We start from the raw sequence: 16391 nt of genomic DNA, 5'->3' as shown, positions 1-16391 counted from the left end.
GGGCGCGGGGGGGGTCGACCTCGATGGACACGCGGCCGTCCTGGCCCCCGGTGGTCTCGAAGACCGGGGCCAGGACGTCCGCCGCCCAGCGGATGTCGAAGGTGGTGATGGCGCGAGCGGCCTCGTCGACGCTCACTCCGCGGACCGCGAGGTCGGCGATCTGCTCGTCGTAGGCGCTGCCCTTGGCCAGGGCCGCCGCGAAAATGGACGGGTTCGAGGTGACGCCCGAGACGGACGACCCGGCGATGAGGTCCTTCAGGTTGCCCGTCTCCAGGCGTTCACGCGAGATGTCGTCCAACCAGACGGACACCCCCGCCGCCGACAGTCCGGCAAGGTTCTCGTTCGCGCTCATCGGTGCTCCTCCAGCTTTCCAGCTAGTTCTTCGACGTTGCTACTGCTGTGCCTTCTTGATGGAGGAGCGGGCCGCGTCCGCCACGGCGGCGGCGGTGATGCCGAACTCCTCGTACAGCTTCTCGAACGGCGCGGAGGCACCGAAGTGTTCCAGGGAGACGCTGACTCCTGCGTCACCCACGAGGTCCCTCCAGGACAGGCCGATGCCCGCCTCGACGGACACGCGGGCCTTGACCGCCTTGGGCAGCACCGATTCCCGGTAGTCCTCGTCCTGCTCGTCGAACCACTCGATCGACGGCACGGACACGACGCGGGCCTTGACGCCCTCGCCCGCGAGGGCCTCGGCGGCCTGGACCGCGAGCTGCACCTCGGAGCCGGAGCCCATGAGGATGACGTCGGGGGTGCCCTCGGTGTCGAGGAGCGTGTACGCGCCCTTCGCGGCGCCCTCGGCCGAAGCGAACTTCGTGCGGTCCCACACCGGGATGTTCTGGCGGGTCAGCGCCAGCGCGGCCGGGCGGTCGGTCTTGCCGAGCAGGGTCTTCCAGACCACGGCGGTCTCGTTCGCGTCGCCGGGGCGGATGACGTCCAGGCCCGGGATGGCGCGCAGGGAGGCCAGGTGCTCCACCGGCTGGTGGGTCGGGCCGTCCTCGCCGAGGCCGATCGAGTCGTGCGTCCACACGTAGACCACGGGGGTCTTCATGAGGGCCGCGAGGCGGACCGCGCCACGCATGTAGTCGGAGAACACGAGGAACGTGCCGCCGTACGGGCGGGTCGGGCCGTGGAGCTTGATGCCGTTGAGGATCGTGCCCATCGCGAACTCGCGGATGCCGAAGTGGAGGGTGCGGCCGTAAGGATTGCCCGGGTAGGCCTTCGTCTGGCGCGAGAGCGGCAGGAACGACGGCTCGCCGTCCATCGTGGTGTTGTTCGAGCCGGCGAGGTCGGCCGAGCCGCCCCACAGCTCGGGCAGGACCGGCGCGAGCGCCGAGAGGACCTTGCCGGAGGCGGAACGGGTCGCGACGCCCTTGGCGGACGGCTCGAACACCGGGAACGCGTCCTCGAAGCCCTCGGGGAACTCGCCCGCCCACAGGCGGGTGTGCAGGGCGTGGTTCGCGGGGTTCTCGGCGGCCCAGTTGTTGAAGTCGGTCTCCCACGCGGAGCGCAGGTCCTGGCCGCGCTGGATCGAGCCGCGGGTGTACTCGAGCACGTCGTCGGGGACGTTGAACGACACGGCCGGGTCGAAGCCGAGCAGCTCCTTGGTCGCGGCGATCTCCTCGGCGCCCAGGGCGGAGCCGTGCGCGGCGTAGGAGTTCTGCTTCTTCGGCGCGGGCCAGCCGATGATGGTCTTCAGGCGGATGAGCGAGGGCTTGTCGGTGACCTTCTTGGCCTTCTCGATCGCCTCGAAGAGGGCCTTGGGGTCCTCGTCGTACTCGTCGCCGGACTTCCAGTCAACGGTCTGGACGTGCCAGCCGTACGCCTCGTAGCGCTTGGCGACGTCCTCGCCGAGGGCGATCTTGGTGTCGTCCTCGATGGAGATCTCGTTGTCGTCGTAGACGACGACGAGGTTGCCCAGCTCCTGCACGCCCGCGATCGCGGAGGCCTCGTGGGTCACGCCCTCCTCGATGTCGCCGTCCGACGCGATCACGTACACGTGGTGGTCGAACAGGCTCTCGCCGACGGCCGGCTCGGGGTCGAACAGGCCGCGCTCGCGGCGGGCGGCCATCGCCATGCCCACGGCGGTCGCCAGGCCCTGGCCGAGCGGCCCGGTGGTGGTCTCAACGCCGGCGGTGTGGCCCACCTCGGGGTGCCCCGGGGTCAGCGAGCCCCACTGGCGCAGGTTCTGCAGGTCCTCAAGCTCCAGGCCGTAGCCCTGGAGGTACAGCTGCACGTACAGCGTCAGGCTGGAGTGGCCGCACGAGAGCACGAAGCGGTCGCGGCCTTCCCAGTCGGGGGCGCTCGGGTCGTGGCGCATGACCTTCTGGAACAAGGTGTGCGCGACCGGGGCGAGGCTCATGGCGGTACCGGGGTGGCCGTTGCCGGCCTTCTCCACCGCGTCGGCGGCGAGCAGCCGCGCCGTGTCGACCGCCTTCTGGTCGAGTACGGTCCACTCGAACTGTGCCACTGGGATACTCCTAGATACTCGTCGTATTTGGGCCATTGACGTGTGCCTTCTGACCCTACCTACACAGGCTGAACTTTATGCGCGGTCTCTCGGAGGTCGGAATTCCGCGGCTTGTGAGCCCGCCCACGAGCAAGTCTCCCATCAGGAACGCCCTGGTAGGGGCCCTAGACCCAGGCCCAGGTCACCTCCTCACGGCCCGTATGGTGGGCGGTGATGAACGAGGACCCGACCCGCGCCCTGGCCGACCGCCCCCGGCCCCAGGCCCGCAAGCGAATCGAACTGCCCGCGCCCGGAGGCGAGAGCCCGGCCAAGCCGTCCCTCAGGACGCTCGTCGGCGCCTACGTCTCGCTGACGAAGCCGCGCATCGTCGAACTGCTCCTCATCACCACCATCCCGGCGATGCTCGTCGCCGCGCGCATGGAGTACGGCGGCCTGCCGTCGCTGAAGGCGGTCCTCGCGACCCTCATCGGCGGCGCCCTCGCGGCCGGCTCCGCGAACGCGATCAACTGCTACATCGACCGCGACATCGACCAGCTCATGGCCCGCACCTCGCGCCGCCCGCTGGCCAAGCACCAGATCCCGCCGCGCAACGCGCTCGTCTTCGGCCTCGTCATCGGCGCCGTCGCGGTCCTCGGCATGGGCCTGCTCGTCAACTGGCTCGCCGCGCTCCTCACCTTCGGCGCCATCGTCTACTACGACGTGGTCTACACGATCTGGCTCAAGCGCACCACGCCGTACAACACGGTCTGGGGCGGCGCGTGCGGCGCGGCCCCCGTGCTCATCGGCTGGGCGGCCGTCACCGGCCACATGTCCTGGATGGCCTGGGTCCTCTTCGCGGTCGTCTTCCTCTGGCAGCCCCCGCACTTCTACGTGCTCGCCATGAAGTTCAAGGACGACTACGCCGCCGCGGGCATCCCGATGCTCCCCGTCGTCGCCCCCGCCAAGCGCGTCGCGATCGAGTCCGTGGTCTACGGCTGGGCCATGCTCGCCGTCTCCGTCGTGCCCATGTTCCTCCAGCCCGGCACGACCTGGCTCTACGGCCTCGTCGCGGTGGTCGCCGGCGGCCTCTTCGTCCTGGAGTGCCACAAGCTCCTCGGCCGCGTCAACCGCGGCGAGGACCCCAAGCCGATGCGCCTCTTCCACTGGTCGACCAGCTACCTGACGCTGCTGTTCCTCGCGCTGGCGATCGACTCCTTCCTCATGTAGACGTCTGTTCGAAGGCCCGGCCGTCGGCCGGGCCTTCGGCGTCTCCGGGGATGTCGCACCGCGGGCCTATCGTCGTGGACGACACTCCCGACGAAGGACATCAATGACGGATCACGTTGCACCCCAAGAAGACCAGATCCAGCTCCCGGCCGCGTGGGCCGCGAGGCTCCTGCCCTGGCGCGGCCGGCGCACCGGGAAGCCGTTCACGCCCGCCGACCCCGCCACGTTCACGGCCCAGCGCCAGAAGATCGCCGCCCGCCACGAGAAGATCCAGGCCGCGCTCGCGCTGCCCGGGAACGAGGGCTACGCCGCGGACGCCCAGGCGTACCTCGACGGGGAGCCGAACCCGCGCGGCGCCGCCGCCGTCGCGGCCCTGATCCTCGACTACCAGGGGCGCTCCCGCGACTCGTTCCTGCGACCGGAGTTCGACCGCTGGCTGCACGAGCACGGCCTGCCGTTCGCGACGGCCGCCGCCGTCGAGCGCCTCGCGATCTGCCCGACGACCAGCGGCCACTACGGCGGCGAGGCCATCGCGAAGCGCACGATCTTCGAGCACGACGTCGCGCACCCCGACACGGCCGTGCACGAACTCCACCACGGCGACCTCGCCGCCGTGCGCTCGCTCCTCGCGTCCGTCTCGGACGAGGCGTACGCCGAGGTCGTCGCGGCCGTCGCCGGCCACCGCGACTCCGGGGCCAAGCGCTCGGCCGCCATGGTCCTGCTCCCGACCGAGACCGACTGGGTCCTGGAGGCCTGCATCGAGTTCAGCAAGAACCGGGCCTACGCCGGCCAGGCCGACCTCCTCTTCTGGCACTCCGCCAGCGACCCCGTGCACCCGCGCGCGGCGGGCATGCCCACGCTCCTGAGCTACTACCGGATGGAGATCGACGTCATGGCCGCCGCCCTCGGCGGCCTCGGCACCGACGCACTGCCCGTGATGCTCGAGACCGACAAGGCCGCGCACCACTACAACGACGACTTCCGCAAGCTCCTGTACCGGGCGATCGCGATGGTCCCGAGCGACGAGGCCACCGCGTTCATCTTCGCGCGCCTCACCTGGCCGAACGTGTGGGAGGCCGCGACCGAGGCCGCCTCCCGCTACCCCGTGCGCGCCCTGCGCACCGCCGCCCGCCTCGCCCCCGACGCGTCCGACGACCTGCGCACCTGGCTCACCGCCATCGCCGGAATGATCGCCCCCGCCCACCGGGCCCACCTCGACGACGCCGACCGGGCGGCCCTCGCCGACCTGCTCGACACCTCCGGCCGCGTCCCCGACGCCGCCCCCGAGGACCTGCCGCCGCTGCTCGTCGCCCCGCCCTGGACCCGCAAGCGGCCCAAGGTGAAACCCGTGGTCATCGAAGGCCTCGAAGCGCCCGCCGCCGCCCACTTGACCTGGGAACCGGGCGAACGCGAGGCCTGGAGCCGCGTCACCGGCATGTACGAACCCGACGAGGAGTACTGGCACGACATCAAGACCATCGAACTCGACCACTGGCTCCTGGTCTCCTTCCTCGGGCACGGCCGGGCCGAGCACGCCGAGAAGCTCCTCGATCACTGGGATCCCGACGTCCTCCCCGGCAGCCAGATCCAGCTCCAGCGCGTCCTGGCCCGCTTCGGCGAGCGCGTGATCGACCGCGTGCTCGTCCTCCCCGCGACCGAGCACACCTGCCTCGAACTCCCCGGTCCGATCCTCAACCAGGCCGCCGCGCGCATCGCGGCCGAACGGCTGGCCCGCTTGAAGGGCGCCCGGTCCAGCGCCGTCCGCTGGTTCGGCCGGCACGGGCTCGCCGCCGTCCCCTACCTCGTGCCGGACGCGCTCGGCGCGGACAAGAAGCGCCGCGAATACGCGGCGACCGCGCTGGCCCTCCTCGCCACGCGCCACGGCCGCGACGCCGTCGCGGCCGAGGCCGAGGCGTTCGGCCCCGAAGCGGCGCAAGCGGTCACGGCGCTGCTCGACATCGACCCGCTGGACTCGCCCGTCAAAGTCTCGAAGCCCGGCAGCTGGGCCTCGCCGGCGATCCTGCCGCAGGTGCTCCTCAAGGGCGGCGAGCGGGCGCTCCCGGCCGAGTCCGTCGTGCACCTGCTGACTGTGCTGGCCCTGGGCACCCCCGACTACGAGTACCGCGGCGTCGACGTGGTCGCCGAGGCCTGCGACCGCGCCTCCCTCACCCGGTTCAGCCGGGCCGTGTTCGACCGGTGGCTCACGGTCGGCGCGCCCTCGAAGGACTCCTGGGCGTTCACGCAGCTCATGCACTTCGCCGACGACGCGACCGTGTGGGACCTCGCCCCGCGCATCCGCGAATGGCCCGGCCAGAGCCAGCACAAGCGCGCCGTCACCGGGCTGGAGGTGCTGGGCGCGATCGGCTCCGAGACGGCGCTGCGCGCCATCCAGACCATCGCTGAGAAGGTGAAGTTCAAGGCGCTCAAGGAGGAGGCGGGCCGCCAGATCACCCGCATCGCCGAAGGCCTCGGGCTGAGCCGCGAGCAGCTCGCCGACCGCCTCGTGCCCGACTTCGGGCTCGGCGAGGCGGCCGCGCTCGTCCTCGACTACGGGCCGCGGCAGTTCACCGTCGCCTTCGACGAGCAGCTCAAGCCGTTCGTCCGCGACGGCGACGGCAAGCCCCGCAAGGCGCTCCCCAAACCCGGAGCGAAGGACGACCCCGAGATCGCCGCCGAGTCGTACCAGCGGTTCAGTGCGTTGAAGAAGGAGCTGCGCAGCGTCGCCGCCGACCAGGTGCGCCGGTTCGAGGCGGCCATGGTCTCCGGCCGCGACTGGTCCGTGGACGAGTTCCGCCGCCACTTCGTCGAGCACCCGCTCACCGGGCACCTGACCCGCCGCCTCGTCTGGCTCGCCGACACCGGCGGTTCCCGGTTCGGGTTCCGCATCGCCGAGGACGGCACCTTCAGCGACATCGAGGACGACACCGTCGACCTCGACGCGACCGCCCGCATCCGCCTCGCGCACCCCGTCCACCTCGGCGCCGAGACCGCGGCCTGGGCCGAGGTCCTCGCCGACTACGAGGTGCTGCAGCCCTTCGAGCAGCTCGGCCGCCCGGTGCTGGCCTTCCACGACGACGAGCTCGCCACCGGCGGCCTCAAGCGCTTCGAAGGCGCCAAAGTCGACGTGGGCCGCGTGCTCGGCCTGACCCAGCGCGGCTGGAACCGGGCCAGCCCCGAGGACGGCGGCGTCGCCCCCGGCATCGCCTACCCGCTGCCCGGCGGCGGCTCCGTCGTCGTGTCGCTCGACCCCGGCATCTGGATCGGCGATGTGGGCGAAGCCCCCGAGCAGACCATCGTGAGCGCCAGACTCGAGCGGGACGAGCGCTACCGGTGGACGGCCACCGACACCCCCGCCCGCGAAGTGCCCCAAGGCATCGACCCGGTCATCGCCTCGGAGGTCCTGGCGGCGCTGACCCGTCTCACCGGCGCCGCCTAGTGCCCGGTTCGTGACGGAACGGGAGTGTCGCACCGCATCGCTATCCTCGGCCGCGACACTCCCGGCCCCACGAAGGACGCAGATGACGGCATCGGTTGCACCCCAAGAAGACCAGGCCCACTTCCCGAAAGCCTGGGAACGGCACGTGAAGCCGACCCGCACCACTGGGAAGGCCCGCAAGGTCACCGCGGACGCCGACGCGGGCGGGCTCCTGTTCGCCGAACACGAGACCTGGGCCCGCGCCGCCCTCGACCTCGCCCCCCACGAGCTGTTGCGACCGGTCGGCACCGCCTTCCTCGACGGGACCGCCGACCCCGCCGGCGCGGCCGTCGCCACCGCCGTCATCTGCCACCACCTGGGCGGTGACCCGGCCACCACCGACTTCATCGAGCAGAAGACCGCCGCGTCCCGCGCCATGCTCGCCCGCCTCGCCGCCGACCACGGCCTGCCGTTCGCCGCCGAGACCGCCGCGCTGCTCTTCACCTTCGACACCGGCCGGGACCCCGGCCGGATCCGCCTGCGACAGCTGCGCCTCGACGACACCGCCTGGTACCGCACCGTCCCGGACGGCCTCCTCGCCGACCTCCGCCACCGCATCGCCGCCGCCTCCGGCACCGAGTACGCCCCCGTCCGCGACGCGCTCGCCCGCCGCCGCACCACCCCGGCCGAACGGCTCGCGGTCACCCTCCTCGTCCCCGACGAGCGCGCCTGGGCCGACGAAGTGTGCGACGAGCACCTCGACGGCACCCCGTCATCGCACCTCACCCAACTCCTGGCGACCCAGGCCGCCACCACCGCCGGCCAGCTCGACGCCCTCGGCCCGCTCCGCATCCCGGCCTACCACCTCGAGACCCCCGCGCTCGCGAACCTCGTCAAGCGACTCGGCGCCGCCGCCGCGCCGATCGTGATCGACAGCGTCAAGGACACCCACCCCGTGGGCTGGCGCCGACGGCTCCACAAGGCACTGGCCGGGCTCCCCTCCGACGCCGCCGCGGCCTACCTCGTCGACCGGCTCTACGAACCGGACGTCATGGGCGTCGCGAACGAGTTCGCGGAGCACTACCCGCTGCGGACCCTCCGGGCCGCCGCCGCCCGCCTTCCCGGAGCCGGTGCCGCCGCACAGCAGCGGCTCACGCTGCTGCTGCGCGCCGACCCCGGGATCGAAGCGGCCGTGCCGCACCTCGACCCCGAGACCCGGGCGGTCGTCGCGCCGCTGTTCGACGCCCTCGACCGGACGCCCTACGCCGACGAAGCCGACCTGCCCCGCCTCCTCGCGGCCCCGCCGTGGACCCTCAAGCGCGCCAAGCCGAAAGCCGTCGCCCTCGAAGGGCTCGAGCCGCCCCGGATCAACCGGGTCGTCTGGGCCGCAGGCGAGCAGGAGGCCTTCTCGCGGGCCGTCTACGACGTCAGCGACCGGGGCGACGACCGCTGGCACGAGGACGCCCGCCGGCTCGAACTGCGCAAACTGCCGCCCGAACAGGGCCTGCGCCTGCTGTCGCACGGGCCGCTCGCGATCGCCGCGCCCGTCGCCGACCGCTGGCGTGCCCGAGACTCCCTCGGCTACTGGGCGCACTACGAGCTCAAACGGGCCCTCGCCCGCTTCGAGACGACCGTGTCCCACGAGATCGCCAGGGCCGCGGGCCTCGACCGCAACAGCCGCGACTGCGCCCTGCCCATCGCGAACCTGCCCGCCGCCCGGGACATGGCCGACGCTCTCGTGCGGCTGAAGTCCCTGCGCGCCACCGCCGTCGAATGGTTCGACCGCCACGCCGCCGACGCCGCGGTCCTCCTCGTCCCGGACGCGCTCGGCGCCGACAAGGCCCTGCGCAAGAACGCCGCGACCGCGCTGGCGTTCCTCGTGGCCCGGCACGGCTCGGATCTGGTGCGTGAGGCCGTGAAGCACTACGGCGACGACGCCGTCGCGGCGCTCGAGCCGCTGGTGGACGCCGACCCGCTCGACCCGGTGGGCGTGACGATCCCGAAGCCGGTCGCCTGGGCGGCCCCGCCGCTGCTCCCGCAGGTGCTCCTGGCCGGCGGGGAGCGGGCCCTGCCGCCGAGCGCCGTCGAGCACCTGATCACCGTCCTCGCCCTCGCGACCCCCGAATACCCTTACGCCGGTGTCGAAGTCGTGGCCGAGGCCTGCGACCGCGCCTCACTGGGCCGCTTCTCGCTCGCGCTCTTCGAGCAGTGGCGCAGCGCGGGCGCGCCGAGCACCGAGACCTGGGCGCTGACGCAGCTCGCCCACTTCGCCGACGACCACACCGTGCGCGCCCTCGCCCCGCTCGTCGCGGCCTGGCCGGGGGAGAACCAGCACCAGCGGGCCGTCAAGGGCCTCAAGGTGCTCGGCGCGATCGGCACCGAGACCGCGATGCGCGCCGTCCAGGCCATCGCCGACAAGGCGAAGTTCGACGCGATCCGCTGGGAGGCGACCGAGCAGATCAACGCCATCGCCGCGAACCTCGGCCTGACCGCAGAGCAGCTCGCCGACCGGCTCCTGCCCGACTTCGGGCTCGGCGACGAGGCCGCGCTCGTCGTCGACTACGGGCCCCGGCGGTTCACCGTGCGTTTCGACGAGCAGCTGCGGCCCTTCGTCCACGACGGCGACGGCAAGCCGCGCAAGACCCTCCCCAAGCCCGGCAAGCACGACGCCGAGACCGCCGAGGACGCCTACCGGCGGTTCACCGCGCTGAAGAAGGACCTGCGCACCGTCGCCGCCGACCTCGTGAAGCGGCTCGAAGCGGCCATGATCGACGGCCGCCGCTGGGCGCTGGAGGAATTCCGCGAGCACTACGTCGAGCACGCGCTCAGCGGCCACCTCGCGCGGCGGCTCGTGTGGCTCGCCGAGCACGAGGGCGCCCGCACGGGCTTCCGCGTCGCCGAGGACGGCACCTACTCCGATGTGGACGACGAGACCTTCACGCCCGCAACCGAATCCACGGTCCGCCTCGCCCACCCGGCCCTCCTCGGGCCCGAGGCGGTCCAGGCCTGGTCGACGCTGCTGGCCGACTACGAGATCCTGCAGCCGTTCGAGCAGCTGAACCGGCCGGTGCTCGCCTTCTCCGAAGACGAGCTCGCCACCGGCCGCCTCACCCGCTTCGAAGGCGCCGCCGTGGCGGTGGGCCCGATCCTCGGCCTCGTCAACCGCGGCTGGATGCGCGCCCAACCCGAGGGCGGCGGCGTCGAACCGGGCCTCCTCTACGCCCTCCCCGGCAGCGGCTACCTCACCGTGATGCTCCAGCCGGGCATCTACACCGGCTCCGTGAGCGCCCTCCCGGACCAGGAGCTCACCGCCGTCTGCCTCTCCCGCAACGGCGACTTCGGCACGCCGCTCGCCCCGGACGGCAAACCGCTCGACGACATCGACCCCGTCCGCGCCTCCGAAGCGCTGAGCGGCCTCGCCCGAATCACTCGATCCACTGCCCCGCAAGGGGACCGGTGACCGTGCGTGGCTCCGGGAGCACCGTGTCGTACCCGGTTCCTAAGCTGTCGCCCATGACCGAAACCGAGACGCCCGCGGCGCTGCCCGACGAAGACCGCATCGCCTTCCCCGACTCCTGGAGGCGCTTCGTGCAGCCCCGGCGCGGCGCCGCCAAGCCGCGCAAGGCCAAACTCGACCCCGAGACCGGTCGCGCCCTCGTCGAACTGAACCGCGACCGGCTCCGGGCCCTGATCCTCAACGACCCCGGGAACGAGCTCGCGGAGGCCCTCGCGGCCTACCTCGACGGCGAGGCCGACCTGCGGGGCGCGGCGGTCGCATTGCGGCTCACCAAGCTCGAGTACCGCGTCGCCTGCTACCGCCCGATGTTCGACCTGCTGGCGGCCGACCACGGGCTCCCGTTCGCCGCGGCCGCGCTCGCCGAGGCCTGCACCTTCGACCACCAGTGGAACAGCGGCAAGATCGGGCTCGAGCAGCGTCAGATCGACAACTACGCCTGGTCGCACCTCCACGACAACAAGGAGATCCGCCAGATCCGGGCGCTCATCGCCACCGCCGCCGAATACGAGGAGGTCGTGGCCGCGCTCGCCGAACGCCGCACCAGCCCTGAAATGCGCCTCGCGGTGAGCGTCCTCGTCCCCGACGAGGAGGCCTGGCTGAACGAGGTCTGCGAGGAGCACCGGGCGATCGTGCCGAAGGCGGGCTACAAGGCGGTGTTCCTCGCGCTGGTCGCCACCGCGGACCAGCTGGACACCGTCGGTTTCGACGCGTCGTCCTACTACTGGCTGTCGGCCGTCGAGTTGGCCGACCTCGTCCACCGGCTCGGGGCGGCCGCACTGCCCGTCGTCGAAGGTCGCCTCCGCGGCTACACCGACGCGAACGACCGGAAGGTCCTCTACCGGGCCCTCGCGGCCCTCCCCGGCGACCAGGCCATGACGCTGCTCCTCGACCGGATCGAACAGGCCGACGCCATGGCCTTCGCCATGGAGGCCGCCGCGAACTTCCCCAGGCGCGCACTGCGGCTCATCGCCGGCCGCCTCCCGGCCGCTGACGCGGGCGAACGCAAGCAGCTCGTGACCCTCCTCCACGCCGCCCCGGTCCTGCTCGACACCGCGCTCCCGCTCGCGGACGAGGCGACCCGGGCGGTCGTCGAGCCCCTCACCGCCGAACGGCGGCGCGTCCCCGAGGCACCCGCCGACGCAGTGCCCGCACTGCTCGCCGCACCGCCCTGGACCACCGGCGCCGCCGAGCGCGGACCGGTCGTCCTCAAGGGCCTGGAACCGGCGCCGATCAACCGGATGCACTGGGCCGCAGGCGAACGCGAAGCCTGGGAGTCCACGGAGCACTACCTGTTCGCCGGCTTCGGCGACACCGCCGACTGGAGCCGCACCCGCTGGGAGTACGCGACCCGGGAGTTCGACACCAAGGACGGCCAGGGCCAGGCCGCCATGCTCGCCCTCGCGCACCCGGAGGTCGCCGCCGAACTCCTGCCGCGCTGGAAGGCCGCCAACACCTTCTTCACCGTCGAGATCCTCCAGCGCATCCTGGTGAACCTCGGAGCCGAAGCGACGCAGCACCTCTTCACCGCCACCTCGTACGACTTCGAGTTCCGGCGCCTCCTGCTGCTGCCGATCGCGAACCTCACCGTCGCCCGGTACGCCGCCGACGCCCTCGTGCGCCTGAAGAGCATGCGCTCCTTCGCGGTCGAGTGGTTCGAGCGGCACGGCGCGGACGCCGCGGCACTGCTCGTCCCGGACGCCCTCGGCAAGACCAAGAAGCCCCGCGCCGCCGCCGAGGCCGCACTGCGCTACCTCGCCGCGACCCACGGCGCGGACGTCGTGCGCGAAGCCGCCGTCCAGTACGGCGACGAGGCCGCCGCCGCGATCGGCGGCCTCGTGGACATCGACCCGCTCATGCCGATCGGCATCCAGGTCCCCAAGACCGGCGCGTGGGCGTCCCCGGCGGCGCTGCCGCAGGTGCTCCTCGCCGGGCGCGAGCACGCGCTCCCGGACGCCGCCGTCCGCAACCTCCTCACCGTGCTCGCCATCGGCACGCCCGAGTACGACTACCCGGGCGTCGCGGTCGTCGCCGAGGCCTGCGACCGGCTCTCACTGGCGCGCTTCTCGGTGGCGCTCTTCGAGCGGTGGCTCACCGCCGGAGCGCCCTCCGAGGACGGCTGGGCCCTGACGCAGCTCGCGCACTTCGCGGACGACGAGGCCGTGCGCCTCCTCGCCCCGCTCGTCGCCAAGTGGCCGGGGGAGAGCCAGCACCAGCGGGCCGTCAAGGGCCTCAAGGTGCTCGGCGCGATCGGCACCGAGGCCGCGCTGCGCGCGATCAACCAGATCGCTGAGAAAGCCAAGTTCGCCGCGATCAAAGCCGAAGCGGGCGAGCAGATCGACGCCATCGCCGCGAACCTCGGCCTCACCGCCGACCAGCTCGCCGACCGCCTCGTGCCCGACTTCGGGCTGCGCGACGAGGCCGCGCTCCTCCTCGACTACGGGCCCCGGCAGTTCACCGTGGGCTTCGACGAGGCGCTCAAGCCGTTCGTGCGCGACGGCGACGGGAAGCCGCGCAAGAGCCTGCCCAAGCCGGGCGCCAAGGACGACGAGCTCCTCGCCACCGCCGCGTACCAGCGGTTCGCCGGACTGCGCAAGGACCTCCGCACGGTCGCGGCCGACCAGGTGAAGCGGCTCGAGCGGGCCATGGTGCAGGGCCGGACGTGGACGCCCGCCGAGTTCGACGAGCACTTCGTGCAGCACCCGCTCGTGTGGCACCTCGCCCGCCGCCTGGTGTGGACGGCCGAGTCAGACGGGCCGCGGACCTCGTTCCGCCTCGCGGAGGACAAGGGCTGCACCGACGTCGAAGAGGAGGCGTTCACGCTCCCCGCGGACGCCGCGATCCGCCTCGCGCACCCCGCGCTCATCGGCGGCGAGGTCGACGCCTGGGGCGAGATCCTCGCCGACTACGAGATCCTGCAGCCCTTCCCGCAGCTGGAGCGCCCGGTGATGGCCTTCACTGATGAGGAGCTGCAGACGGGCCGCCTGACGCGGTTCGAGGGGGTCACCGTCCCGGTCGGCAAGCTGCTCGGCCTCACGAGTAAGGGCTGGGAGCGGGCCGCGCCGCAGGACGCCGGGATCGAACCGGGCATGTCCTGCGAGGTGCACGGCGCGGGCTACCTCGTGCTCAGCCTCGACCCGGGCATCTGGGTCGGCTCGATCGAGCACTGCCCCGACCAGACCCTCCGGGCCGTCGTCCTCGCCGACCGCGACGTGCGCGGCTGGGACGTGCCCGCGCCGAAGGCCGGCTTCGGGCCGGTCGACCCCGTGGTCGCCTCCGAGGTGCTCGCGGCGCTGTCGAAGGCCACCGGCCTCGCCTGACCCGCGCGTCTCCGGGCCATCGCGTCAGTGCCTCTCCAGTGCAACCGAAAGGCCGGGGCCTCTGCACACCCGACGGGCGTGCAGAGGCCCCTTCGCGGTTCCGGTGAGGATTGCGAGCCGTCCACCGGCAAGGCGACCGAACGAATGGACTCGGGTTCCGCCCCAACCGGATCCGCCGGCCCGGCCTTTGTTCGAACGCGGTGGGCCGCAGCCGTGTCGCACCGTCCTCCTATGCTCTCCATGACACCACCGCCTCCCGAAAGCCGGTCATGACCGATCTCCTTGCGCCCCAAGACAAGCGATCCGACGCTGCCGACGAGTCGGCGCCGTCCGGCCTCCCGGTCGCGGCGCTTGCGGACCTGCCGAAGGTGCTCGTCAGCCCGCCCTGGGCCGAACCGCGCAGGAGCCGGCCGCCCCGCGAGATCCCCGGCCTCAAGGTCCCCGCGCCGCAGCTCGTCGGCCGCCCCGGCGAGTTCGAGCGCGCCATGGCCCTCGAACCGGACGCCGTCGAATGGGACCCCGAGACCTACTGGGACGACTCGGTGGGGGACCGCCTCTTGAGCTACCGTCCCGAATGGAGATTCGAGCACGGCCTCCTCTCCCAACTCGCCCGCGGCGGGCCGCGCTTCGCGGACGAGGCCGTCGCGAGCATCAAGAACTCCCCAGGGCTCGGCCGCGCCCTCCTCGCGATCCGCAGCACTCCGGCCGCCGCGGCCGCCGCGCACTGGTGCCTCCGCCTCGACGCCGGGCGCGGCCCCGGCCTCGACTGGTTCGACCGCCACGGCCTCCACGCGGTGCCGCTCCTCGTGCCGGAAGCCTTCGGCGCCAAGGGCTACCAGCGCACCACCGCCCGCGGCGCGCTCCGGCTCCTCGCCTGGCGGTACGGCCCCGAGGCCGTCATCCGCCGCGCCGAGTCCCACGGCCCCGAAGCGGTCGAAGGCGTCACCGCCGTGCTCGCGGACTACCCCGACCGGCCGCTGCTGAACAACCCGACCGCCGGCTCGATTTACGCCCAGGACCTGCTCCCGCGCGTCCTCACCGCCGACCGGGCGGCGGTCCTGCCGGCCAGCGCCGTCTCGCACCTCATCGCGGTCCTCTCGCAGTGGTCCCCGCGCACCCCGTACCCCGCGGTCGACGCCGTCGCCGAAGCCTGCGACGCCGCGTCGCTCACGCGCTTCTCACTCGCCATGGCGCAGCGGTACCGGTTCACGGACTGGACCGTCGGCCAGCTCGCGCGCTTCGGCGGTCCCGAGGCCGCCGTACTGCTCGAGGCCCAGGTCAAGAAGTCAGGGGCGCGGAACCTCGCGCAGACCGGACTCGGGCTCGAGACCCTCGCGGCCTTCCCGGCCGACACGGCTTTCCCTGCGCTGTACCGCCTCTCGCGCGGCAAGCTCCACGCCTCGGTCCGGAAGCTCGCGGCAGCGCACGCCGCCGCCTTGGCGGACCGCGCCGGATTCGACGTGGAACCGTTCGCCGACGGCGTCGCCCCCACGCTGGGCCTCGACGACCCGGCCGGGCTCACGCTCGACTTCGGACCGCGCGTCTTCCATGTCAAGGCGGACGACCGGCTCAACCTCCGCGTCGCCGACGCCGACGGCAGGATCCGCGCCCGCCCGCCGCGCCCCGGCGTCCGCGACGACGCCGAGACCGCCGCGGCGTCCCTCGCCCGCTTCCGCACGCTCACCAAGGACCTCGCCGCCGAACGCGAGTTCCAGAGCGGGCGCCTCAAGGACGCGATGCTGACCAGCCGCATCTGGCAGCCCGACGAGTTCGCGCACCTCACCGCCCACCCCGTCCTCGCCGCGCTCGCCCGCGGCCTCCTCTGGATCGGTGAGACCGCCACGGGGACCCGCGCGTTCCGCCTCGCCGAGGACGGCAGCTTCGCGGACGTGGACGACAAGCCGCTCGACCTCCTCGACGGCGCCCGCGTCCGCCTCGCGCACCCCGTGCTGCTCGGCGACGACGTGCCGCAGTGGACCGAGGTCTTCGCCGACTACGAGATCCTGCAGCCGTTCGACCAGCTCGCCCGCCCGGCGCTGACGCTCACCCCCGAGGAGGCGCACACCGGCATCCTCGAACGCTTCTCGGGTGCGACCGCGACCTTCGGCGCGCTGAGCGAGGTGCTCGATTGGAAGCGGCTGCACTGGACCGGCGACTCCGAGTCCGAATGGGACGGCGGCCGGACCTACCTCTTCGACCGCGAACTCCCGCTCGAGGCCCTGAACGACGCCAGCCGCGAGGTCGTCCAGAACGCGCACCTCCTCGCCGAGATCGATCCGAGCCCCGACTACCGTGAACCCGACCCCGAAGGCCGCCACCGCGTCCTCTGGGTCTGGTTCGCACCCACCAGGAACCGCCGCCGCGGCGTCCCCACGCTGCGCGGCGACGCCCTCGACCCCGTCCTCGTCGCCGAGATCCTCGCCGGCCTCGGCCGCGCCACCGGCCTCCACCACTGAGCAGAAAGCC

At 72.7% G+C, this 16391-nt stretch carries 7 protein-coding genes; 5 read left to right on the top strand and 2 right to left on the bottom strand.

Features of this window, described 5'->3' with window-relative positions:
* The coding region (locus tag O2L52_RS08610) for a transaldolase family protein (RefSeq protein WP_333490215.1) at nucleotides 1–352 on the bottom strand (352 nt) is incomplete at its 3' end.
* Nucleotides 353–391: 39 nt separating this feature from the next.
* Nucleotides 392–2470, bottom strand: coding sequence for a transketolase (gene tkt / locus O2L52_RS08605; protein WP_270114959.1), 2079 nt, complete (start codon nucleotides 2468–2470; stop codon nucleotides 392–394).
* Between the two features lie 213 nt (nucleotides 2471–2683).
* Here tkt and O2L52_RS08600 point away from each other — a divergent pair, with 213 nt between their 5' ends.
* The 5 genes from O2L52_RS08600 (at nucleotide 2684) to O2L52_RS08580 (ending at nucleotide 16381) form a co-directional block, all read left to right on the top strand.
* Complete coding sequence (locus O2L52_RS08600) at nucleotides 2684–3676, top strand: heme o synthase (protein WP_270114958.1); 993 nt, start codon at nucleotides 2684–2686, stop codon at nucleotides 3674–3676.
* 103 nt (nucleotides 3677–3779) lie between these two features.
* On the top strand, nucleotides 3780–7112 hold the full coding sequence (locus O2L52_RS08595; RefSeq protein ID WP_270114957.1) for a DUF4132 domain-containing protein: 3333 nt from the start codon (nucleotides 3780–3782) through the stop codon (nucleotides 7110–7112).
* 82 nt (nucleotides 7113–7194) lie between these two features.
* Entirely contained in the window at nucleotides 7195–10551 is a 3357-nt protein-coding gene (locus tag O2L52_RS08590) for a DUF4132 domain-containing protein (protein WP_270114956.1), read from the top strand.
* A gap of 53 nt (nucleotides 10552–10604) precedes the next feature.
* Nucleotides 10605–13925 carry a DUF4132 domain-containing protein gene (locus O2L52_RS08585; RefSeq protein ID WP_270114955.1) on the top strand — a complete coding sequence of 1107 codons (3321 nt, stop codon included), beginning with the start codon at nucleotides 10605–10607 and terminating at the stop codon, nucleotides 13923–13925.
* Nucleotides 13926–14194: 269 nt separating this feature from the next.
* Nucleotides 14195–16381 (top strand): DUF4132 domain-containing protein, encoded by a 2187-nt coding sequence (locus O2L52_RS08580; RefSeq protein WP_270114954.1) that lies wholly within the window; start codon nucleotides 14195–14197, stop codon nucleotides 16379–16381.
* The last annotated feature ends 10 nt before the right edge of the window (nucleotides 16382–16391 follow it).

The organism is Glycomyces algeriensis, from assembly GCF_027622855.1.
GTDB lineage: Bacteria > Actinomycetota > Actinomycetes > Mycobacteriales > Micromonosporaceae > Glycomyces > Glycomyces algeriensis.
Note: the sequence above shows the minus strand (reverse complement) of the source record. Positions and strands in the feature narration are given on the sequence as shown.